A 22,775-nucleotide genomic window follows, 5' to 3' on the forward strand; every position below is an offset into this window, starting at 1 on the left:
CCGGTCAGTCGGTCGAGTCCATGAAGGCGAGCATGCGGCGGTTGACCTCGTTCGCGTGGTCGATCTGCGGCCCGTGGCCGGTGCCCTCGATGATCTCGGCCCGGGCGCCCGGTATCAGCCGGGGAACGCGCTCCAGCTGGCGCCGCGGGTGCACGAGCAGACTGCGCCTGCCGAGGACCAGGTAGAGCGGGGTGCGGATGGTGGACAGCTCGCCCTCGGTGAGGGGGAGCGGGGCCGGCCGGCGGATGCGGTACGCGCGGACGCTCCGCCGGATCATCGTGTGCAGCTCCGGCACGACGAGCACCGGCTGCTCCAGCCAGGCCGCGAGGCGCGGGCGCAGCGCCTTGGGGGCGGACGTCGCGAACAGGCCGGCGAAGATCCAGACGAAGAAGCGCAGTCCCACCTTCTCCAGGCCGCCCGGGTCGAGCAGGGTCACCGAGGCCAGCCGCTCCGGCCTGCGGTGCGCCTCGTTGAGCGCGAGCCAGCCGCCGTAGGAGGAACCGACCAGGTGCACCCGGTCCAGGCCGAGCCCGGCGAGGGTCTCGTCGAGCCACCGCGCGGCCCGCTCGGGCTGGTGGATGGGGGTGTGCTGGACGCTGCGGCCGGGGTCGCCCGGGGTGTCGAGCGCGTAGACCGGGCGCTCGGCGGCGAGGGCGCGGGTGTTCGGGTACCACATGGCGGAGCAGGAGCCCGCTCCGTGCACGAGAACGACGGGGGTGCGGGCGGCGGCGGCCGGGTCCGCCGGGTCGTAGCGGTAGACGTGGGTGGTGCCGAAGGAGGTCTCCACGTCGGTCTCGGCCGCCGCGGGCGCGCCCAGTGCGTAGAGCGCCGCGCAGGCCTCGAAATAGCGGTCGCGCCGGGCATCGCTCACATAACGGCCGACGTCGGGCCGGGTGCGGACAGCGGTCTGGGTCACGGCCACCTCCGGGGATCGGTTTCTTCGTGATACGACCGTACCACGATGATGGTACGGCCGTATCATCAAATTCGCCGGGTGTGGACAGCCGGGTGTGGACAACCGACGAGAGGTGCGGCCGATGCCCAGGCGTGTGGACCATGCGGAGCGGCGCGCCGAGATCGCCGAGGCGCTCGTCCGGGTCGCGGGGCGGCGCGGGCTGCACGCCGTGGGGATGCGGGACGTGGCGGCGGAGGCCGGGGTGTCCCTGCGGCTGGTGCAGTACTACTTCGAGACCAAGGAGAAGCTGCTGCTCCACGGACTGCGGTGGCTGACCGAGCGGTTCGGTGAGCGGGTCGCCGCCCTGGTCCGGGACGCCGGGGACGCGCCGCCGCCGCGCGCGCTGGTCGAGGCCCTGCTCACCGCGGCGCTGCCGACCGACCTGGAGAGCCGCACCTTCCACCTGCTGCACACCTCCTACGCCGTCCTGGCCGTGACCGACCCGGCCCTCGCCGCCCAGCCGTTCCTCAAGGACCCGGACGCCGCCGAACGCGTGCTGACCGAACTCCTCGGGCAGGCGCGGGAGTCGGGCCTGACCCGCCCCGGTGTCGACCCGGAGATGGAGGCGATCGGCCTGCTCGCCATGTCCGCGGGTCTCGGCACGGCCGTCCTGGCCGGCCAGCGCACGCCGGAATCCGCCGCCGCCGTCCTCGCGCACCACCTGGACCGGATCTTCCGTCCGGCAGCGAAACCGTGACACGACCGCCATGGAAGGCGGACCCGCGCGGCCGCACAATCGGGAATCCGAAGACCGGGAAGAAACGGGGGAGTCGACGGACATGGAACTGGAACTCGGTTACGACCTGCTGGGCGGCCGGCTCCGCAGCATCGGGGACGTGGAACTCACCTACGGCCGATGGGGCGGCAGGCCGCACGCGCTCGGCCCGCATCCGCTGGAGTACGACATGCTCGGCAGCCGGCTGCGGTGGATCGGCGACATCGAGATCGGCTACGGTCGCCTGGGCAGCGTCCCGAGGACGTTCGGGACCTGGGACGTCGACTGCGCCGCCTGGTCCGGGATCCCGCGCACCATCGGCCCCTACCCGATCGACCACCCCCGGTTCAGCGGCCGGGCCCGCGCGGTCGGCCCGATCGAGATCTCCTACGACCTGCTGGGCAGCCGCGCCCGCCGCATCACCCTCCCCAAGGGCTGGACCGCCGTTCCCGACGACCTCCTGCGCGTCCTCTTCCTGGTCCTGCACCTCCAGACGGAACGCAACAAGAGTTCCTCCGCGTCCTCCTGAGCGGAAAAAGACCGAAGGCCCGCCGGAAAGATCCGGCGGGCCTTCGGCGTGACGCTGGGTCAGACGGCGCCCGAGTACTTCGGGTTGGTGCCGTACTGGTTCTGCTCCGGCTTGCCCTCGGAGGCGAGCCAGACGATCAGGATGATCGTGCCGATCAGCGGGATGAGGGCGATCAGGATCGCCCAGCCCGAACGGCCGGTGTCGTGCAGGCGGCGGACCGCGACGCCCAGACCGGGCAGGAAGACCGCGAGGCTGTAGATCAGGCCGAGGGCCGAGAAGCCGATGACCCGTCCGACGACCGCCAGCACAATGCTGATGATCACGTTGAACAGGAAGAACATCCAGTATTCCTGCCGACGCGCACGGCCGCTGAACACCGCGTACTTCTTCAGTACGTCCACGTACCAGTTCATTACTCGTCCCCCAAGGATCAAGAACTTGACTGACCCCCAGCAAATCAAGCCGACTTGGCCGAATCCATTCAGATTGGCGTGTGCGGGTCAACCGTTATCTTGTCGCCGCCGTACGGTGATCAAGGGGGGTCGATCAGAATCCCCGTCCGGATCTCCGTGTTCCTGGTGGTGCTGCCGGTACGCCTGCTCTGGGACGCGTGCGCCGCCGCCGCGCGGTTCCCGGGGGCGGTACGTCCTCGTCCCCGCTGCCCGCTTCCTGTGGCGTCATGTCCTCGCCCCGACGGGACACGCGATCGGCTGGATCCTGCACCGGCTCCTCGTCCTCCCCCTGATCTGGCTCTACCGCCACCTGCTCACGCCCCTCGGCCACGCCCTCCTGTGGCTCCTCACCCCCGTCGCCCGGGTGTTCGACCGACTCGCCACCGCCCTGGCCTGGACCGCGCGGGTGCTCCTCGTCCTGCCCGCCCGCGCCCTGTGGCGCTGGATCCTCACCCCGGTCGGCCGCGTCCTCGGCATCGTCCTGCGGGAGACCGGGGACGCCCTCGGACACGCCTGGCGGGCCGCCGGGTACGTCGCACGGGCCGCCGGACGGGTTCTCGCGACCCTCTTCCGGTGGATCTTCCAGGAACCCGCCCGCTGGGTGTACCGGACCGTCCTCTCCCCGGTCGGACACGTCGTGCGCGACCTCGTCCTGCGCCCCGCAGCCCAGGCCGCACGGGCCGTCGGCCGCGCCGTCGGCCAGGCCCGCGCGGACCTCCGGCGGGCCCTCTTCGGCGAGTCCGTCCCGCCCACCGCCGTCCACCGCCGGGAACCCGTGGGCCGCGACGCACGTACTCTTGATGGATAGCACGCACGGCAGCACGGCCGGCTACGGCACGGCTGCTCTCACGAGAACCACGAAGGACTGACGACACTGGGCAAGCGACAGCCCGAAGGCCCGCCGCCCGCACCCGCGGTACAGCGCATCCGACTGCGCTACACCAAGCGCGGCCGCCTCCGGTTCACCAGCCACCGTGACTTCCAGCGCGCCTTCGAGCGTGCGCTGCGCCGCGCCGAGGTCCCCATGGCCTATTCGGCGGGGTTCACACCGCACCCGAAGGTGTCGTACGCCAATGCCGCACCCACCGGCACGGGCAGCGAAGCCGAGTACCTGGAGATCGCGCTCACCGCACCCCGTGACCCGGAGCGGCTGCGCGCACTGCTCGACGAGTCCCTGCCCACCGGGCTGGACATCGTCGACGCGGTCGAGGCACGGACGTCCGGACTGGCCGACCGGCTCACCGCCTCCGTGTGGGAGCTGAGGCTGACCGGCCAGGACCCGGCGGAGGCGGAGAAGGCCGTCGCGGCGTTCAACGCCGCCGAGTCCGTCGAGGTCAGTCGCGCCACCAAGAACGGCGTCCGCACCTTCGACGCCCGCCCCGCCGTCGTACAACTTGAAACACAGAGTGAAACGGCTGATAGGCCGACCGACCAGCCCTGTGCGATACTGCGGCTGGTTGTTCGGCACGTGACGCCTGCCGTACGACCCGACGACGTCCTGTCCGGTCTCCGCGCCGTGGCCGACCTGGCGCCGCCGGTCCCCGCAGCGGTGACCAGGCTGGCGCAGGGGCTGCTCGATGAAGAGACCGGCACGGTGACCGACCCGCTCGCGCCCGACCGCGAGGCAGAGACGGCCCTTTCGAAGGCCGAACCCGCTGCCGCCGCGACGGCGCCGGCGTAAGGAAGGTCCCGCGAAGGACGGACGTCGTAGCGCAGCCCTCGTACTCGGGAGCCACCTGGGTCGGGCAGCGCACCGACCAGAAGACTTTCGCCAGGCCGTCCGCGACAAGGCGTACGGAACCGGCGAGACAGGACACAGAGAGCTCCTGTGCGGCGCCCGCGCCCCACACGGCGGCACCGCGCATCGCGCGAGCCGCGGACGTCACCGGCGGTCGCTCGACTCGATCGACGCCGGACCAGGCGCGGCGCCCGGGAGCCTGACGGGAGAAACGCCCGCATGCTCGAACCGACCGAGCCCACCGAGGGCTCCGAACTGAACACCCCCAGCGACACCCTGCCGCCGCGCAGGCGTCGCCGTGCCGCGTCCCGCCCCGCGGGACCGCCCGTCGCGGGCGAGGCCGTGAGCGAGACCACCGAGGCCACCGGGCCGGCCATACCGGCCGATGCCTCCGCGGAGACTTCCGAGGCCGCAGTGGCCGGCGGGACCTCCGAGGCCGTTGAGGCGGTCGAGGCCGTCGAAGAGACGGCACCCGCCCCGCGTACGCGCCGCCGTGCCACCCGTAGGGCCTCCGCGCCCACCGGTGCCCCGGCCGCCGCCGAGGACGCGGAAACCGTGGCGGCCGCCGTTGCCACCGAGGCCACCGTCGCCGACGAGGCCGCTGCCGAGAGCGGTGAGGACACCGCTCCGCGTCGTACCCGCCGCCGGGCCACGCGCCGCGCCTCCGCGCCCGCCGGTGCCCCGACCGCCGTCGAGGAGACCACCGCCGTGGCCGAGACCGAGCAGTCTGAGCAGACCGAGGAAGAGGCGGAGGAGACCGTCGAGACCGCTGAGGCCGTCGAGGCTTCCGAGACGGCTGAGGCCGTCGAGGAGGTGGCGCCCGCTCCGCGTGCGCGTCGCCGTGCCACCCGCCGGGTCTCCGCGCCCGCCGGTGCCCCGGCCGACGAAGAGGCCACGACCGTCGTCGCCGCAGAGGCCGCGGCGGAGGTCGCGCCCGTCGCATCCGAGGCTGCCGAGGTCGCCGAGGAGGTGGCGCCCGCTCCGCGTGCGCGTCGCCGTGCCACCCGCCGGGTGACCGCGCCCGTCGGTGCGCCCGAGGCCACCGAGACGGCCGTCGCCGATACGACTGCTGCCACCGCCGCGCCGCAGGCCGAGGCCGTCGAGGCGCCGGTCGCCGAGGCCGCCGCGCCCGCCCCCGAGGCCGCCGAGGCCGAGTCCCCGCGTCGCCGTCGCCGGGTCGTACGCCAGGCCGCCACCGGGTTCTCCGAGCCCCCCGCCCCGGCCTCCGAGGACGAGCCGCAGCGCCGTCCGGGCCGGCCCGCCGTCGCCGTCTTCCAGGCGCCCGTGTTCACCGAGCCGCAGTTCCAGTTCCAGACCCCGCAGCGCGCCGCCGCGGCAGCCGCTGCCGAGGCCGCCGGCACGGAGGAGCCCGAGGAGGCCCCGGCCGCGGCCGCGGCCGGGGCGCCGACCGCCTCCGGCGCGTCCGCGTTCGCCGCGGAGCCCGCCGAGCAGGCCGAGGCCGGTTCGCGCCGCCGCCGTCGCCGCCGGGGTGCCGTCGAGGAGGCCCCGGTCGTCGAGGCCGCCGACGAGGACGAGACCGAGGAGCCCGAGGAGTCCGTCGAGGACGCCGCCGACGGCGAGGACGAGACCGAGGAGTCCGGCTCCCGCCGTCGCCGCCGCCGCGGTGGCCGTCGCCGCCGTCGCGGTGACGCCTTCGACGGCGAGGGCGCCGACGCCGACGAACTCGCCGCCGAGCAGGCCGAGCAGGACGCCGAGGACACCGCGGAGCAGGAGGAAGAGGACGAGGACGAGGCCCACGACGAGGCCGGCGGCTCCTCCTCCAGCAGCCGTCGCCGCCGCCGTCGCCGGCGTCGCGCCGGGGACACCTCCGTCGACACCGAGCCCGACGAGGGCGACCCGGAGCGCACCGTCGTCAAGGTCCGCGAGCCCCGCAAGCCCTCCGAGCCGTCCGACGAGGTCCAGTCCATCAAGGGCTCGACCCGCCTGGAGGCCAAGAAGCAGCGCCGCCGCGAGGGCCGCGAGCAGGGCCGCCGCCGCGTCCCGATCATCACCGAGGCCGAGTTCCTCGCCCGCCGCGAGGCCGTCGAGCGCGTGATGGTCGTCCGCCAGCACGGCGACCGCACCCAGATCGGCGTCCTGGAGGACGGCGTGCTCGTCGAGCACTACGTCAACAAGGAGCAGGCCACCTCGTACGTCGGCAACGTCTACCTGGGCAAGGTCCAGAACGTGCTGCCGTCCATGGAGGCCGCCTTCATCGACATCGGCAAGGGCCGCAACGCCGTCCTGTACGCCGGTGAGGTCAACTTCGAGGCGCTCGGCATGGCCAACGGGCCGCGCCGCATCGAGGCCGCCCTCAAGTCCGGCCAGTCGGTCCTCGTCCAGGTGACGAAGGACCCGATCGGCCACAAGGGCGCCCGCCTCACCAGCCAGGTCTCCCTCCCGGGCCGCTACCTCGTGTACGTCCCCGAGGGCTCGATGACCGGCATCAGCCGCAAGCTGCCCGACACCGAGCGCGCCCGGCTGAAGACCATCCTCAAGAAGATCGTCCCCGAGGACGCGGGCGTCATCGTGCGCACCGCCGCCGAGGGCGCGAGCGAGGACGAGCTGCGCCGCGACGTCGAACGCCTGCAGGCGCAGTGGGAGGACATCCAGAAGAAGTCGAAGAACGGCAACGCCCCGACGCTGCTGTACGGCGAGCCGGACATGACCGTCCGCGTCGTCCGCGACATCTTCAACGAGGACTTCTCCAAGGTCGTCGTCAGCGGTGACGAGGCCTGGGAGACCGTCCACGGCTACGTCTCGCACGTCGCCCCCGACCTCGCGGGACGCCTGTCGAAGTGGACCTCCGAGGTCGACGTCTTCGCCACGTACCGGATCGACGAGCAGCTGTCCAAGGCGCTGGACCGCAAGGTGTGGCTGCCCAGCGGCGGTTCGCTGGTCATCGACCGGACCGAGGCGATGGTCGTCGTCGACGTCAACACCGGCAAGTTCACCGGCCAGGGCGGCAACCTGGAGGAGACGGTCACCAGGAACAACCTGGAGGCGGCCGAGGAGATCGTCCGCCAGCTGCGGCTGCGCGACCTCGGCGGAATCATCGTCATCGACTTCATCGACATGGTCCTGGAGTCCAACCGGGACCTGGTGCTGCGGCGCCTGCTCGAATGCCTCGGGCGGGACCGCACGAAGCACCAGGTGGCCGAGGTGACCTCGCTGGGGCTCGTCCAGATGACCCGCAAGCGGGTCGGACAGGGCCTGCTGGAGTCGTTCTCCGAGACCTGCGTGCACTGCAACGGCCGGGGCGTCATCGTCCACATGGAGCAGCCGGGCTCCAGCGGCGGCGGTGGCGGCGGCAAGCGCAAGAAGCGCGGCCGTGGCGGCGACGGACACGAGCACGACCACGAGACGCACGAGGTCGTGGCCGACGGGGCCGTCGAGCACGCCGAGGCCGTCCACGCGGTCGAGTCGGCCGCGGAGGTCGCGGCCGAGGCCGCCGCGCCCGTCGCGCTGCCCGCGCCGGACTTCGAGCCGGACGAGGAGCTGTACAGCAGCGTCGCCGAGGCGGAGGCCGCGGCCGGTCGTGGCCGTAGCCGCCGCCGGGCCGGCCGCCGGGCCTCGGCCCCGGCCGGTGCGCCCAAGCAGCGCGCTGGACGGGACCGGGCCGCCGCCGAGGCACCCGTCGCCCAGGCCGAGCGCGAGGTGCTGCCGGAGGCGGTTGCCGAGGCGGTCACCGAGCCGGTCGCCGAGCCGGTCGTCGTGGCGGACGCGGTGGTCGAGGCCCCGGAGGTGCCCGAGGCTCCGGCCCCGGTCGCCGAGGAGGCCGCGCCCAAGGGTCGTACGCGTCGGCGCGCGACCCGCAAGGTGTCCGCGCCCGCCGGCTCCCCGGCGGGGGCCGAGGCGGCGACCGTGGTGACCGTCGTCGCCGAGAGCGCGCCGGTCGCGGAAGCGGTGGCCGAGCCGGTGACGGAGGCGGTGACGGAGGCGGTGACGGAGCCCGAGGCGGCCGCGCCCGCCGAGAGCGCCGCTCCGGCCCGTCCGCGCCGCCGCGCGGTGCGCAAGACCGCCGCGCCGACCGCGTCCGAGGAGACGGCCGTCGTGGTCGTCCCGACGGCGGAGGCGGAGCAGCCGGAACAGTCGGAGCCGGCGGAGGCGCCGGTCGCCGAGGGAACCGTCGAAGCGGCTGTCGAGGAGACCGTCGAGGAGGCCGTCCCGGCCAAGAAGACGGCCCGTAAGACGGCTGCCAAGAAGACGGCGGCGAAGAAGACGGCCGCCAAGAAGACCGCCGCCAAGAAGACGGCGGCGAAGAAGACGACGACGGCCAAGAAGGCGGTCAAGACCGCCAAGACGGCCGCCGCGAAGTCGACGGCGAAGAAGACCACCACGGTCGCCACCGCCTCCGACGAGGGCTGACACCCGGGTGCGGGGCCGGTCGCGGAGACCGGCCCCGCACTCCGTGGGGCCCGGTCCGCGTGACCGGCCCCACACCCCCCGGGGCCCGGTTTGACCCCCTCGGCCACCGCCCCGTAACCTTGACCGTCGGCGTGTCCATGGATATGAGGACGCGCCACATCCCCGTAAACCTCTTCCTTCGGAGCACAGGGTGTTCCGGAGAGGCGGCCCGTGTTCGCCGGGCGGCTGGACTGCGGGGGTGCCGTTCCCGAGCGAGAGAGTGAGATCCGCGTGTACGCCATCGTGCGCAGCGGTGGTCGCCAGCACAAGGTTGCTGTCGGCGACATCGTTGAGGTTGACAAGATTTCCACCGCCAAGGTTGGCGACACGGTCGAGCTCTCGACCCTGCTCGTTGTCGACGGCGAGGCTGTGACCAGCGACCCGTGGGTGCTGGCCGGCATCAAGGTCCAGGCCGAGGTCGTGGACCACCACAAGGGCCAGAAGATCGACATTCTGCGCTACAAGAACAAGACCGGTTACCGTCGTCGTCAGGGCCACCGCCAGCAGTACACGGCGATCAAGGTCACTGAGATCCCCGCGGCTGCGAAGTAAGGGACTGAGAACAGATGGCACACAAGAAGGGCGCATCGTCCACCCGGAACGGTCGCGACTCCAATGCCCAGCGGCTCGGCGTGAAGCGCTTCGGCGGTCAGGTCGTCAACGCGGGTGAGATCCTGGTCCGCCAGCGCGGCACCCACTTCCACCCGGGTGCGGGCGTCGGCCGTGGCGGCGACGACACGCTGTTCGCGCTGCAGGCCGGTTCGGTGCAGTTCGGCACCCACCGTGGCCGCAAGGTCGTGAACATCGTTCCGGTCGCTGCCTGAGTCCTCTGACTCGACGGCTCAGACCGAACGTTTCGCGAGGCGGACCTCACTTCCCGATCGGGAAGGCGGGTCCGCCTTTCGCGTGTTGACATAGGTATTACCCCGCAAGTATCTGGAGGCACAGCACCATGACCACCTTCGTGGACCGCGTCGAGCTGCACATCGCCGCGGGTAACGGAGGCCACGGCTGCGCCTCCGTGCACCGGGAGAAGTTCAAGCCGCTCGGCGGCCCCGACGGCGGCAACGGCGGCCGGGGCGGCGACGTCATCCTGACCGTCGACCAGTCGGTGACGACTCTCCTCGACTACCACCACTCCCCGCACCGCAAGGCCACCAACGGCAAGCCCGGCGAGGGCGGCAACCGCGCGGGCAAGGACGGCCAGGACCTGATCCTGCCGGTGCCCGACGGCACCGTGGTGCTGGACAACGCGGGCAACGTGCTCGCCGACCTCGTCGGCCACGGCACCTCCTACGTCGCCGCCCAGGGCGGCCGCGGCGGCCTCGGCAACGCGGCCCTGGCCAGCGCCCGCCGCAAGGCGCCCGGTTTCGCGCTGCTCGGCGAGCCCGGGGACCTCGGGGACATCGTCCTGGAGCTGAAGACCGTCGCCGACGTGGCCCTGGTGGGCTACCCGAGCGCCGGCAAGTCCTCGCTGATCTCCGTGCTGTCCGCGGCCAAGCCGAAGATCGCCGACTACCCGTTCACCACCCTGGTCCCCAACCTCGGCGTGGTGACCGCCGGCTCCACCGTCTACACCATCGCCGACGTCCCCGGACTCATCCCCGGCGCCAGCCAGGGCAAGGGCCTCGGCCTGGAGTTCCTGCGCCACGTCGAGCGCTGCAGCGTGCTGGTCCACGTCCTGGACACCGCCACCCTGGAGTCCGAGCGGGACCCGGTCTCCGACCTCGACATCATCGAGGAGGAGCTCAAGCAGTACGGCGGCCTCGACAACCGGCCCCGCATCGTCGTCCTCAACAAGACCGACGTCCCCGACGGCAAGGACCTCGCCGAGATGGTCCGCCCCGACCTGGAGGCCCGCGGCTACCGCGTCTTCGAGGTCTCCGCGGTCGCCCACATCGGCCTGCGCGAGCTGACCTTCGCCCTCGGCGACCTGGTCGCCAAGGCGCGCGCCGCGAAGCCCAAGGAGGAGGCGACCCGCATCGTCATCCGGCCCAAGGCCGTCGACGACGCCGGTTTCACCGTCACCAAGGAGGACGACGGCCTGTACCGGGTGCGCGGCGAGAAGCCCGAACGCTGGGTCCGCCAGACCGACTTCAACAACGACGAGGCCGTCGGCTACCTCGCCGACCGCCTCAACCGCCTCGGCGTGGAAGAGCAGTTGATGAAGGCGGGCGCCCGCTCGGGCGACGGCGTCGCCATCGGCCCCGAGGAGAACGCCGTCGTCTTCGACTGGGAGCCGACCATGATGTCCGGTGCCGAGATGCTCGGCCGGCGTGGCGAGGACCACCGCTTCGAGGAGCAGCGGCCCGCCGTGCAGCGCCGCCGCGACCGGCAGGCGGAACGGGACGAGGCACTGGGCGAGTACGAGGACTTCGACCCGTTCGAGTAGGCCGCGGCGCGGCGGGGCCGTCGGCCTCCCCGCTCCCCGAGGTTCGCTGATCTACCGTCAGGCCAGCTGATCTACCGTCAGACCCGTTGTGGCCGGGACTTGTTCCCGGTCGCGACGGGTTTTCTGTTGTCTGCCTAGTTGTCATGCGCACGCATGCCGGTGTTCAGGGGGTGGACCGTCCGGCCGTGGGAGCTTCCGAAGGTCAGACCGTCCAAGAGGCCACTGTGGCAAGGGAGTCCGCGCATGCCCGGAGTACCGTCGCCCGATCGACGCCGCTTCCTGACCGCCGGTGCCGCCGTCCTCGGAGCCGCCGCATCCGCCCAGCTCTGGCTGCCGGCCACCGCCGGGGCCGCCGAAACCCCGCTGCCCGACAGCGTGTTCAGCCTCGGCATCGCCTCGGGCGACCCGCTGCCCGACGGCATCGTGCTCTGGACCCGGCTCGCCCCCGACCCCCTCAACGGCGGCGGCATGCCCGACCAGGTGGTCCCCGTCCACTGGGAGATCGCCGAGGACGAGCGCCTCGGCAAGGTCGTCCGCCGGGGCACTGCCCACGCCCGGCCCGAGTACGGGCACAGCGTTCACGTGGATGTACGAGGGCTGCGCCCCGGCCGCTCCTACTGGTACCGCTTCCGCGCCGGCGGACAACTCTCGCCCACCGGACGCACCCGCACCGCGCCCCACCCGCACAGCAGGAACGGCTCCCTGCGCGTGACCCTGGCCTCCTGCCAGAACTGGCAGCACGGCTACTTCACCCCGTACGCCGACATGCTCGCCCAGGACCCCGACGTCGTGCTCTTCGTCGGCGACTACATCTACGAGTCCACCCCGTCCTCCGCCGGCCCGCGCCGCCACGAGGGGACCGGGGAGCCGTACACCCTGGTCCAGTACCGCAACCGGTACGCCCAGTACCGCAGCGACCCGGACCTCGCCGCGATGCACGCGAACGCGCCCTGGGTGGTCACCTTCGACGACCACGAGGTCGACAACGACTGGGCCGGCGAGATCCCCCAGGACCCCGACAAGCAGTCCCACGACGCGTTCGTCGCCCGGCTGACCGCCGCCTTCCAGGCCTACTACGAGCACATGCCGGTCCGCGCCACCGCGATCCCGGACGGCCCGCACATCCAGATGTACCGCCGCCTGGAGTTCGGCCGCCTGGTCCGGCTCAACGTCCTCGACACCCGCCAGTTCCGCAGCGACCAGGTCACCAGCCAGGCAGCCGCCGAGAACCCCGCGCTCACCATGCTCGGCGCCGGCCAGAAGCAGTGGCTGCTCGACGGGCTGCACGACTCGCCGGCCCGCTGGAACCTGATCGCCTCGCAGATCATGATGGCCGAGACCGACATCCTGCCCGGCGCCGGCAAGCTCTGGTACTACGACGCCTGGGACGGCTACCAGGTCGAGCGGAACGCCCTCCTGGACGAGTTCGCCTCGGTCCGCAACCCCGTCGTGCTCAGCGGCGACCGCCACCTCACCATGATCAGCGACCTGAGGAAGGACTTCGCGGACCCCGCGTCGGACGTCGTCGGCGCCGAGTTCGTCGGCACCTCCATCTCCAGCAACGGCGACCAGGACCAGGCCGCCTTCCACGCCCAGTGGGACCCGCTGAAGGCCGACAACCCGCACTGGAAGGTCATCGACGCCCACCGCGGCTACCACCTCTTCGACATCCGCCGCGACGGCATCGACGCCCAGGTCCGCGTCGTCGACACCGTCGTCCGGCCGCAGGCCGCCGCGAGCACCCTCGCCGCCCTGCGCGTCGAGGCGGGCGAACCGGGCGTACAGGTCGCCTGACGGGCGAAACGGGCACGCCGAAAGTCAAGTCTGTGTAACAGGAGCCTGGGACTCATCTGTGTCCCAGGCTTCTCTCAGGTGAACCTAAGGTGAAAGTCTTACCTTCCGTTAACCATGGAGACGGACTGTACGAGAGGCGAACCCCCGGTGAACAACGCCCCGATTGGCCCCATCGGTCCCATAGCCGCCCTGCCGGCCGGTACCCGCCTGCTGCACATCGGCCCGCACAAGACCGGCACCACGGCCATCCAGGGCGCCCTCTTCGCCGCGAAGGACCAGCTGCCCGAGCACGGCGTGGTCTTCCCGGCGACCAGCCGGCACCCGATGGAGGCCGCCCTCGCCGCCTGCGCCCGGCCCGCGATGATGGGCGACACCGTGCCCACCGAGAAGCACTGGACGCGGCTGCTGCAGCAGGTCGAGGCGACCGGATCCCGTACCTCGGTGATCAGCAGCGAGTTCTTCGCCGACGCCCCCGACGACGAGGCGATCGCCCGCATCGTCGAGCAGCTCGGCGGCGAACGCGTCCACATCCTCGTCACCCTGCGCCCGATCGCCAGGATCATGCCCTCGCAGTGGCAGCAGTACGTGCAGAACGGCCTGCGCATGGGCTACGAGGACTGGCTGGACCACATGCTCCGCAAGGCCCCCTACGAGAAGCCCAACCCCAGCTTCTGGCGCCGGCACCGGCACGACCGGCTCGTCGAACGGTGGATCCGCGCGGTCGGCGCGGACCGGGTCACCGTCGTCGTGGTCGACGACCGCGACCGCGACGGACTGATGCGCACCTTCGAGGCCCTCCTCGGACTCCCCGACAAACTCCTCCAGCCCGTCCCGGACACGGCGAACCGCTCCCTGACCCTCGCCGAGACCGAAATGCTGCGAAAGCTCAACGTGGAATTCCGCGGCAACGGACTGCCCGACGAGCTCTATTCCAAGCTCGTCCGCAACGGCGCCGTCATGCATATGAAGAACGCGTGCAGTCCCACCGATGCCGACGTGAAGATCTCCACCCCGGCCTGGGCCGTCGAGGCCGCCGGCCGCGTCGGCGCCGAGATGGCGGAACGCATCGGCGCCATGGGGGTCCGTGTCATCGGCGACCCGGCCCTGCTCTCCGCCCTGCCCGTCATCCCCAGCCAGCCGGGAGCGCCCGCCGTCGAGGCCCGCATCGCACCCGAGGTGGCCGCCCAGGCCCTGTACGGCGCGCTCGCCGCGGCGGCCGCGGCCCCGGTACGGCACACCGCCGAGGCGAAGGCCCGCACGGTGCACCAGACGTCCACGAAGGAACTCGTACGGGTCCTGGGACACCGATGTCTGAAGAAGCTGCGGCGCCGCTGAGCTGCCGATCCGAAGAAGCCGAGGCGCCGCCGAGCTCTTGAGGCGGGCGTGCACTGTGTCACGCAGAGCAATCGGAATGCGCTGTGTAGTTACTCACAGCAAATTCACGGAACTTCCCCGGAGGTCTGCCGGGCGGCGCCCATCACCAGCGACGCAAGGTGAATGAAAGGTTGCGGGCACATATGCAGTGGACGGCGCTCACCTTGCACAGCGGTTACCGGAAGTGGGACCATTTCCAGGTTCCCTGATGCCCCAAGGTAGGTCACCTGTGTCCCAGCACATAGCCAAGCCCCGAACCACCGCAGTGATCCTGGCCGGTGGCACCGGTCAGCGGGTGGGTCTGTCGATCCCCAAGCAGCTGCTGAAGATCGCCGGCAAGGCAGTCATCGAGCACACCCTGGCCACCTTCGAACAGGCCGACTCGATCGACGACATCATCGTGCTGATGGCGCCGGGCTACGTCGCGGACGTCGAGAAGATCGTCGCCAAGGCCGGCTTCGCGAAGGTCAAGAAGATCATCGAGGGCGGCAGCACCCGGAACGAGACCACCGAGCGCGCCATCGAGGCCCTCGGCGAGGGCCTGGCCGTGGGCGAGGACCTCAACGTCCTCTTCCATGACGCCGTACGCCCCCTGCTGTCCCGCCGCGTCATCGACGACTGCGTGACCGCCCTGGAGCGCTACCAGGCCGTCGACGTCGCCATCCCGTCCGCCGACACCATCATCGTCACGCGGACCCACGGCGAGGACGGCGAGTTCATCACCGAGATCCCGGACCGCTCCCGGCTGCGCCGCGGCCAGACCCCGCAGGCGTTCAAGCTGTCCACGATCAAGCGGGCCTACCGGGTCGCCGACGGCGACCCCAACTTCCAGGCCACCGACGACTGCTCCGTCGTCCTCAAGTACCTGCCGGACGTGCCGATCCACGTCGTCGCGGGCGACGAGTACAACATGAAGGTCACCCAGCCGGTCGACGTCTTCATCGCGGACAAGCTCTTCCAGCTCGCCTCCACGGCCGCCCCCGAGCAGAACGGCGAGGACGCCTACCGCGAACTCCTCACCGGCAAGACCGCCGTGATCTTCGGCGGCTCGTACGGCATCGGCAAGGACATCGCCGAACTCGCCGAGTCCTACGGCGCGAACGTCTACGCGCTGGGCCGCTCCACCACCGGCACCCACGTGGAGAACCCGGAGGAGGTCGACGACGCGCTCTCCAAGGCGTACGCCGAGACCGGCCGCATCGACTACGTCGTCAACACCGCGGGCGTCCTGCGCATCGGCAAGCTCGCCGAGACCGACAACGCCACCATCGAAGAGGCGCTGAAGGTCAACTACCTGGCCCCGGTGCAGATCGCCCGCTCCAGCTACAAGTACCTCGCCGAGACCCAGGGCCAGCTGCTGCTCTACACCTCCAGCAGCTACACCCGCGGCCGCGCCGAGTACAGCCTCTACTCCTCGACCAAGGCCGCCATGGTGAACCTCACCCAGGCCCTGTCCGACGAGTGGGCCGGCGACTCCGTCCGGGTCAACTGCATCAACCCCGAGCGCACCGCCACCCCCATGCGCACCAAGGCGTTCGGCCAGGAACCCGCGGGCTCGCTGCTCTCCTCCGAGGCCGTCGCCCGCACCTCCCTCGACGTGCTGCTCTCCGAGCTCACCGGCCATGTCATCGACGTCCGCCAGCAGGACCCGACGGCCGCCGCCGGCCAGGCCTCCGGCTTCGAGCAGGCCCTGGCCAGCGTCCTGGACCGACAGGACGGCGTGGCATAATCGGTAGCCATTAGTCATCTCTTATTCAGGCCTCTGTGGTTGCACGTTCGTAGAGCACTCACAGGGGCCTGAGCCGTAAGAATCCAGATCGACAACAGATCGACCAGATCGACAACCTTCCAGATCGTCCGCAAGGTCAAATTCAGGCCTTTTTGTCAGCAAAAGGTTCTCCGTGATATCCACCGCTATTCGCGTCGCCCGGGTGGGCAGCGCGGCCGAGCTGGCCGCGGCGGCACTCATGATGCTGGGCTTCCCGGTCCTCATGATCGCCGCGCTCGTCCCGAGCGTGTACGCCTTCGCGGCCGCGGCCGCCGTCACGTACCTGGCGGACCACTACCTGCACCGCAAGGGCAGCTACCTCGTCAGCCGCCTGAGCAAGGTCCGGGCCGGCCTGTCGATCCGCTTCCTGATCCGGCAGCTGCTGCTGATCCTGCTGCTGGCCCGCATGGACCTCCAGAACGGCCTGATCTTCTACGGCGCGATCGCCTGCTTCATCGCCTTCTACGGCCTGCAGGCCCCGCACGGCGCACTGGTCACCCTGATCCGCAACCGCCGCCGGATGCCGGTCGCCACCCGCAACGTCGACCTGAAGTCCCGCATCCGCATCCCGGACGCCCCGCCGCAGGGCCTGCTGGACCGCTCCGCCGAGAAGATGCTCCACCTCGACCTCGCGGCCGTCGTCGGCCTGCTGATCTCGGCGATGACGGACAACGCGGTCGCCGGTTTCGTCGGCATCGGCATCACCCTCGCCCTGGGCTGCCTCTACGTCCTGGTGCTCATGCCGTACGTACGCGGCCGCAAGACCCCGCCGGACGCGGACACCGTGCTCGCCGCCGTCGACGACTGGCTCGCCGAGTACCGACCCGGCACCGTGCTGTACTTCTCCGGCTCCAAGGACTCCGCCTACCAGCTCAACATGTGGCTGGAGACCATGGAACAGCTGGACTCCCGCCCGCTGGTCCTGCTGCGCGAACGCGTCATCCTGCAGAACCTCGCCCCGACCACGGCCCCCGTCATCTGCGTGCCCGGCGGTGTGCACCTGATGAACATGGACCTCTCCACGGTCCGCGTCGCCCTCTACGCCGCCAACGTCGGCAAGAACATCCACCTGCTGCGCGTGCCCACCATGAAGCACGTCTTCATCGGCCACGGCGACAGCGACAAGCTGGCCAGCGTCAACCCGTTCAGCAAGGTGTACGACGAGGTGTGGACCGCCGGCCGCGCGGGCCGCGACCGCTACGCCATCGCCGACGTCGGCGTCCGCGACGACGACATCGTCGAGGTCGGCCGCCCGCAGCTGGCCCCCATCCAGAACCGGCAGGGCGTGGCCGAGGGCCGTGTCCCGACCGTGCTGTACGCGCCGACCTGGGAGGGCTGGGACGGCGAACCGGGCAACACCTCCCTCGTGCTCGCCGGCGAGAACATCGTGAAGAAGCTGGTCAAGGCCGACCCGCCGGTCCGCGTCCTCTACAAGCCGCACCCCTTCACCGGCACCGTCAGCGCCGAGGCCGGCGCCGCCCACCGGCGCGTCACCGCCCTTGTCGAGAGGGCCGCCGCGGCGCGGGCCGCCGACCCCCGCTTCACCGTCGACACGGCCGCCCAGACGGCCGCACAGGCCGAGCTGGCCCGTATCGAGACCCGCCTGGCCGAGCTCACCGGCACCGCCAACGAGCGTCGCGACGAGGCCGAGGCCAGCCGCGACGACGTCGTCGACCTGAAGAAGCACGAGGAGATCGCCCGGCTGCGCGCCGAATGGAACGACGCCCTCTGGCGTTCCTTCCCCGACCACGAGCACCGGGTCGTCACCGGCGCCGAACCGCGCCTGTACGACTGCTTCAACGTCTCCGACGCGATGGTCTCCGACATCTCCAGCGTCGTCTCCGACTTCATCGCGAGCGGCAAGCCGTACGCCGTCACCGACTCGGCCGGCGTCGGCGTGGAGGAGTTCAAGCGGGCCAACACCGCCGTGCGCGCCGCCGTGATCCTCTCCAACAGCGCCAAGGAGCTGGGCGGCCTGCTGGACGCCGTACGCGACCCGGCGGCCGATCCGCTGGCCGCGGAGCGGGTCGAGCTCAAGCAGTACCTGCTCGGACCGGACGAGCCGACCTCCATCGAGCAGTTCAACGGCGCCGTCGCCGCCCTCGCCCGCAAGGCCGAGACCCGCAACCTGGGCCAGGAGGCCCGGATCGCGGCCGGTGACATCGAGGCCGCCGAACTCGCCGAGGCGCTGCCCGGGAAGCCGCGGACGGCCGCCGGCGAGGCGGAGGGCGCGACCGCCGGCTGACCCTCCCGGCACACACGCCGAACGGGCTCGGTCCCGGGGACTCCTCCCCGGGACCGAGCCCGTTCGGCGTTTCTCGCCCCGGCGCCACGTCCTCTTACTTTTGCTTAGCCGTCCTGGGTGTTTCTTCTTACCTTTCCTTCGCGGTCTTCGGTGAACGGCTCTTACCCGGCTTCCGTACCGTCCGACGTAACCCGCCGTACACCATCCAGCTGTCCGTTGGTCATGTGAGCTGGGCCACTGGAGGTGTATCCCCAAGCAACCCGCGGCGGCGGTCAGTCATCTAAGACGTTGCGATCCGGGCGACACAGGGGGAGCGCACCATTGACTAGGGGGAAACGTGACCGTCGTTGCGCAGCCTGATGTGACCGTGATCATCGGGGCGTACGAAGCGATGCCGTATCTCGTCGAATGCCTGGCCTCCGTCGAGCGCCAGACCCTCGACCCGGCTCGCATGGAGGTCATCACCGTCGACGACGGATCGACCGACGGCACGGGGGATTACCTGGAGGAGTTCGCGGCCCGCGCCGCCATGCCGGTGACCGTGATCCACCAGGAGAACTCCGGCGGGCCCAGCGGCCCCCGCAACGTCGGCCTCGGCAAGGCCGCCGGCCGCTATGTGTTCTTCCTGGACGCCGACGACCGGCTCGGCCCCGAGGCCCTGGAACGCATGGTCGCCATGGCTGACAAGAACAACACGGACGTCGTCCTCGGCAAGGTCGAGGGGATCAACCGCAAACCCCCGAAATCGATGTGGCACAAGACGCTGGACCGAACCGACGTCTTCTCCTCCAACATCAAATTCACGCTCAGCGCCCAGAAACTCTTCCGCCGCGCCCTGCTGGAACAGCACGGCATGCGATTCGACGAATCCCTGTGGACCGGCGAGGACGCGCTGTTCACCATGGAGGCCTATCTGCGCGCCGACGGCGTCTCCGTCGTCGCCGACTACCCCTGTTATTACCTCGTCGGCCGCGAGGACGGAAAACACGTCACCAAGACCGGCAGCTACACCCTGCGTTTCGACTCCGCGCGCGCCCTGATGAACCTGATCGCCGACATGGTGCCGGCCGGACCGCGCCGCGACACGCTCATGGTCCGGCCGTTCCTGGTCACCCTGCTCCCGCAGTTCGGCCCGAAATTCCTCAAGGACAGCGAGGAAGTCCGGCGGCACAAGATGGAACTGGCCCAGCCGTTGCTGGACATCCACTGGAACCCCGAGGTCGCCCGCCGTCTCAGGGTGCACGAACGGCTGCGTCTGCACCTGGTCGCCGTTCAGCGGCCCGCGCTCCTCGTGGACGTCATCGAGTTCGTCCGCGCGAAGAAGCAGGCGGGCGCCCTTCTGGAAAAGCGCGGCACGCACGTGTATCTCGTCTACCCGCACTTCCGCGCGAAGACGGCCGGGATCCCCGACTGGATCTATCTCGCCGAGCCTCGCGAGGCCCGCGCGGTCGAGGGCTACCGCGAGGAGGCCGCCAACACCTTCCTGCGGCGCGCCCTGCGCAGAATGCGCCGGACACTGCCGACGCGGGGCGTGAAGGCGGCGGCGGTCTGACCGGGCCCGGCCGGACCGCCGCCGATCCGTGCGACTACTGGCCCGTCCCCAGCGCCCGGCGGATCGGCCTGCCCACGGCCCGCCGGGCCCGCCGGTAGACCGAGGCGGGCGGCAGGGCGGGCGACACGACGGGCGCCTTGGCGCGGGACCCGGCACGCGCCAGGTCCTTCTGCAGCCGGGCGTTGTCCAGCGACAGTTCGTCGATGCGGTTGTGCAGCCAGCCGAACCGCGAGGTGAGAGAGGCGACGTCCGCCTCGACCCACGGGCGGATGCCGGCCGGGAACGTCAGCGAACGCATCCGCTCCTCGAAAGCCGCGCCGCCGTCGCCGTGCGTGAAGGTGTTCTCCAGCCCGTTCCTGCCGAGGAAGCCGGTGAACCGCTCGAAGCGCTCCCGGTGACCGCCGACCAGTCCGCCGAAGTCGGCCTCCGCGTACAGCTTCGCCGGATCCGCCGACTCGGGGTCCTTGACCGCCTGGTCCAGCCGCCGGTGCGGGATCTCGAAATAACGGCACAGTTCCAGAGTCCGCGAGTCACCGCACAGCACGGTCGCCGGAGTGCCGGCCAGCAGCGCCGCTATGTTGCCGTGGATACGCGAACCGAAGGAGAAGTCGAAGGAACGCAGATCGTCGATCCAGGTGATCGGGTCGACGTAGACCCGCACCTTGTCCTCGCGGTACATCGGGTGGTCCGGGTGGGACGGCATCGCGGTCACCGCGGCGTTGGGATCCGACAGGTCCCGCCAGTGCAACTGCCGTGCGTCGCTGAGGTTCTGGCCGACGAACCGCAGATACGGGTAGCGCTCGTGGGTACGCGTGATGATCCGGTCCAGGCCCTGCGCGCGTACGGCGCTGTGCGAACCGTTGATCGCGATCCGTGACTGGGGCGTCAACTCCAGCGCCTTCTTGTGCACCGGCAGCCGGTCGCCGTGCATGAACAGCGAAGGACAGCCGATGACCTCGACGTCCTTGAAGCCCATGGCGTTCAGGTACTGCTCGGTGAACTCGCCCCGCACACCGATCGACGCGCTGCGCTCCAGGACCGCCGCGCAGAACTCCCGGACGGTCGGCTCCATCCGCTTCAGCCGCTCCGGGTTGTAGCTCACCCCCGTCTGCGCGCCGACACCGAGCACGACGACCGGGATCCGCAACTTCGAGATCAGCCGGGTCATCCGCTTCAACGCGCTCTCGAAGGACGGGCGGAAGGCGTTGGCGAGCGGGATGACGAAGGCGTCGTACTCCTCGTTGATGCGCCGGGCGGCGGAGACGTCCGAGGGCATGCCGTTGGAGACGACCTCGGTCCCCGGCGTCTCGAGGATCTTGTGGGCGGCGTCGCTGAAGATCAGGTTGCCCGAGTTGGTGGCGATGACGTCCCGGTGCAGGGCCTCCTCGACGCCGACGACGTCGTAGGGACTCTTTCCCGACCTGAGGAGGATGCGCTTCACGCTGCGCTCTTTAGATGACACAAACTTCAAGTTAACTTTAAGTTCGTTTCGATTTCCATACACAGTCAACGCAACCTTTTTGCCGTACGCGGGACGTGAGCACACGATCACGTGGCGCTGTTCCCGGTCGACTGCCTGTTGTCCGGCTGTCGTCCGCCCGTCGGCTGTCCGGGGGCTGGACGGGCGCGCCTGGCCTCGGTCCCGTTCGCGTAGATTGCTGCCACGCGCGACGAAGTGGGGACAGGACGTGGCAAGGGCAAGGCAGGCCGTGAGCGAGGCCCGCAGGATTGTCGTCAAGGTGGGTTCCTCCTCGCTGACCACTGCCTCCGGCGGCCTGGACGCCGACCGGGTCGACGCGCTCGTCGACGTCCTCGCCAAGAGCCGCGGCGGGGGAGAGAAGGAGATCGTCCTGGTCTCCTCCGGTGCGATCGCCGCCGGCCTCGCCCCGCTCGGGCTGCGCCGCCGCCCCCGGGACCTGGCCCGCCAGCAGGCCGCGGCCAGCGTCGGCCAGGGACTGCTCGTCGCCCGCTACACCGCCTCCTTCGCCCGCTACGGCGTCCGCGTCGGACAGGTCCTGCTCACCTCCGACGACATGAGCCGCCGCGCCCACCACCGCAACGCCTCCCGCACCCTCGACAAACTCCTCGCGATGGGCGCTTTCCCGATCGTCAACGAGAACGACACCGTTGCCACCGACGAGATCCGGTTCGGCGACAACGACCGGCTCGCCGCCCTCGTCGCCCACCTCGTCCACGCCGACCTCCTGGTCCTGCTCTCGGACGTCGACGGCGTCTACGACGGCGACCCCAGCAGGCCCGGCACCTCGCGGATAGCGGAGGTGCGGGGCCCCGGGGACCTCGCGGACGTGGAGATCGGCAGCGCCGGGAAGGCCGGCGTCGGCACCGGCGGGATGGTCACCAAGGTGGAGGCCGCCCGGATCGCGGCCGCCGCGGGCATCCCGGTGGTCCTCACCAGCGCCGTGCACGCCGCCGACGCGCTCTCCGGGGGCGATACCGGCACCTACTTCCACCCCGCCGGCAAACGGTCCGCAGACCGCCTCCTGTGGCTTCAGCACGCCTCCACCCCGCAGGGTTCGCTCACCCTCGACGACGGCGCCGTCCGCGCGGTCGTCGAAGGCCGCAAATCGCTGCTGCCGGCCGGGATCGCCGCGGTGGAGGGCGAATTCGGCGCGGGCGACCCCGTCGAGCTGCGCGACGCCGAGGGCCGCGCGGTCGCCCGGGGGCTGGTCAGCTTCGACGCCAAGGAGATCCCGCAGCTGATCGGGCGTTCGACCAGGGAGCTGGCGCGCGAGCTGGGCCCGGCGTACGAACGGGAGGTCGTACACAGGGACGACCTGGTGGTCCTGCACCCGTAAAACCGGGCGTAACGACGGACCCCGGTGGGGGACGTTCC

General features: G+C 71.0%; 17 protein-coding genes. 14 read left to right on the plus strand and 3 right to left on the minus strand.

Features of this window, described 5'->3' with window-relative positions; all coding sequences use genetic code 11:
- Window positions 1–4 precede the first annotated feature (4 nt).
- Entirely contained in the window at window positions 5–916 is a 912-nt protein-coding gene (locus ACGFZS_RS00775) for an alpha/beta fold hydrolase (RefSeq protein ID WP_393793312.1), read from the minus strand.
- 121 nt (window positions 917–1,037) lie between these two features.
- Between ACGFZS_RS00775 and ACGFZS_RS00780 the strand changes: the two genes are divergently transcribed.
- Window positions 1,038–1,652 carry a TetR/AcrR family transcriptional regulator gene (locus ACGFZS_RS00780; RefSeq protein ID WP_393656732.1) on the plus strand — a complete coding sequence of 205 codons (615 nt, stop codon included), beginning with the start codon at window positions 1,038–1,040 and terminating at the stop codon, window positions 1,650–1,652.
- 82 nt (window positions 1,653–1,734) lie between these two features.
- Window positions 1,735–2,199: a hypothetical protein gene (locus ACGFZS_RS00785; RefSeq protein WP_393656730.1), complete on the plus strand. Its 465-nt coding sequence runs from the start codon at window positions 1,735–1,737 to the stop codon at window positions 2,197–2,199.
- 59 nt (window positions 2,200–2,258) lie between these two features.
- On the opposite strand, the gene ACGFZS_RS00790 is transcribed toward ACGFZS_RS00785, so the two are convergent.
- Window positions 2,259–2,612 carry a DUF805 domain-containing protein gene (locus ACGFZS_RS00790; protein ID WP_393793313.1) on the minus strand — a complete coding sequence of 118 codons (354 nt, stop codon included), beginning with the start codon at window positions 2,610–2,612 and terminating at the stop codon, window positions 2,259–2,261.
- A 115-nt stretch (window positions 2,613–2,727) separates the two neighbouring features.
- Here ACGFZS_RS00790 and ACGFZS_RS00795 point away from each other — a divergent pair, with 115 nt between their 5' ends.
- The 11 genes from ACGFZS_RS00795 to ACGFZS_RS00845 all read left to right on the plus strand — a co-directional run bounded on the left by ACGFZS_RS00795 (window position 2,728) and on the right by ACGFZS_RS00845 (window position 19,921).
- Complete coding sequence (locus tag ACGFZS_RS00795; RefSeq protein WP_393793314.1) at window positions 2,728–3,459, plus strand: hypothetical protein; 732 nt, start codon at window positions 2,728–2,730, stop codon at window positions 3,457–3,459.
- Window positions 3,460–3,525: 66 nt separating this feature from the next.
- On the plus strand, window positions 3,526–4,332 hold the full coding sequence (locus ACGFZS_RS00800) for a TIGR03936 family radical SAM-associated protein (RefSeq protein WP_393794092.1): 807 nt from the start codon (window positions 3,526–3,528) through the stop codon (window positions 4,330–4,332).
- A gap of 276 nt (window positions 4,333–4,608) precedes the next feature.
- Complete coding sequence (locus ACGFZS_RS00805; protein WP_393793315.1) at window positions 4,609–8,757, plus strand: Rne/Rng family ribonuclease; 4,149 nt, start codon at window positions 4,609–4,611, stop codon at window positions 8,755–8,757.
- A 270-nt stretch (window positions 8,758–9,027) separates the two neighbouring features.
- Window positions 9,028–9,348: a 50S ribosomal protein L21 gene (gene rplU, locus ACGFZS_RS00810; protein WP_030217740.1), complete on the plus strand. Its 321-nt coding sequence runs from the start codon at window positions 9,028–9,030 to the stop codon at window positions 9,346–9,348.
- A 14-nt stretch (window positions 9,349–9,362) separates the two neighbouring features.
- A complete protein-coding gene (gene rpmA / locus ACGFZS_RS00815; RefSeq protein ID WP_355722355.1) occupies window positions 9,363–9,620 on the plus strand; it encodes a 50S ribosomal protein L27 in 258 nt (85 codons plus the stop codon).
- A 128-nt stretch (window positions 9,621–9,748) separates the two neighbouring features.
- Window positions 9,749–11,188, plus strand: coding sequence for a GTPase ObgE (gene obgE / locus ACGFZS_RS00820; RefSeq protein ID WP_393793316.1), 1,440 nt, complete (start codon window positions 9,749–9,751; stop codon window positions 11,186–11,188).
- A gap of 243 nt (window positions 11,189–11,431) precedes the next feature.
- Window positions 11,432–12,982 carry an alkaline phosphatase D family protein gene (locus tag ACGFZS_RS00825; protein ID WP_393793317.1) on the plus strand — a complete coding sequence of 517 codons (1,551 nt, stop codon included), beginning with the start codon at window positions 11,432–11,434 and terminating at the stop codon, window positions 12,980–12,982.
- A gap of 114 nt (window positions 12,983–13,096) precedes the next feature.
- Entirely contained in the window at window positions 13,097–14,317 is a 1,221-nt protein-coding gene (locus ACGFZS_RS00830) for a hypothetical protein (protein ID WP_393793318.1), read from the plus strand.
- 268 nt (window positions 14,318–14,585) lie between these two features.
- Window positions 14,586–16,085: a D-ribitol-5-phosphate cytidylyltransferase gene (locus ACGFZS_RS00835; protein WP_393793319.1), complete on the plus strand. Its 1,500-nt coding sequence runs from the start codon at window positions 14,586–14,588 to the stop codon at window positions 16,083–16,085.
- A gap of 172 nt (window positions 16,086–16,257) precedes the next feature.
- The gene (locus tag ACGFZS_RS00840) at window positions 16,258–18,369 is read left to right on the plus strand and encodes a hypothetical protein (protein WP_393793320.1); all 2,112 of its coding nucleotides are present in this window, start codon (window positions 16,258–16,260) and stop codon (window positions 18,367–18,369) included.
- A gap of 391 nt (window positions 18,370–18,760) precedes the next feature.
- A complete protein-coding gene (locus tag ACGFZS_RS00845; RefSeq protein ID WP_393794093.1) occupies window positions 18,761–19,921 on the plus strand; it encodes a glycosyltransferase family 2 protein in 1,161 nt (386 codons plus the stop codon).
- A gap of 34 nt (window positions 19,922–19,955) precedes the next feature.
- On the opposite strand, the gene ACGFZS_RS00850 is transcribed toward ACGFZS_RS00845, so the two are convergent.
- Window positions 19,956–21,362 (minus strand): polysaccharide pyruvyl transferase family protein, encoded by a 1,407-nt coding sequence (locus ACGFZS_RS00850; protein ID WP_393793321.1) that lies wholly within the window; start codon window positions 21,360–21,362, stop codon window positions 19,956–19,958.
- Between the two features lie 268 nt (window positions 21,363–21,630).
- Between ACGFZS_RS00850 and proB the strand changes: the two genes are divergently transcribed.
- Window positions 21,631–22,737, plus strand: coding sequence for a glutamate 5-kinase (proB, locus tag ACGFZS_RS00855; RefSeq protein WP_365682998.1), 1,107 nt, complete (start codon window positions 21,631–21,633; stop codon window positions 22,735–22,737).
- Window positions 22,738–22,775: the final 38 nt, after the last annotated feature.

Source organism: Streptomyces sp. NPDC048288, assembly GCF_043201555.1.
Lineage (GTDB): Bacteria > Actinomycetota > Actinomycetes > Streptomycetales > Streptomycetaceae > Streptomyces.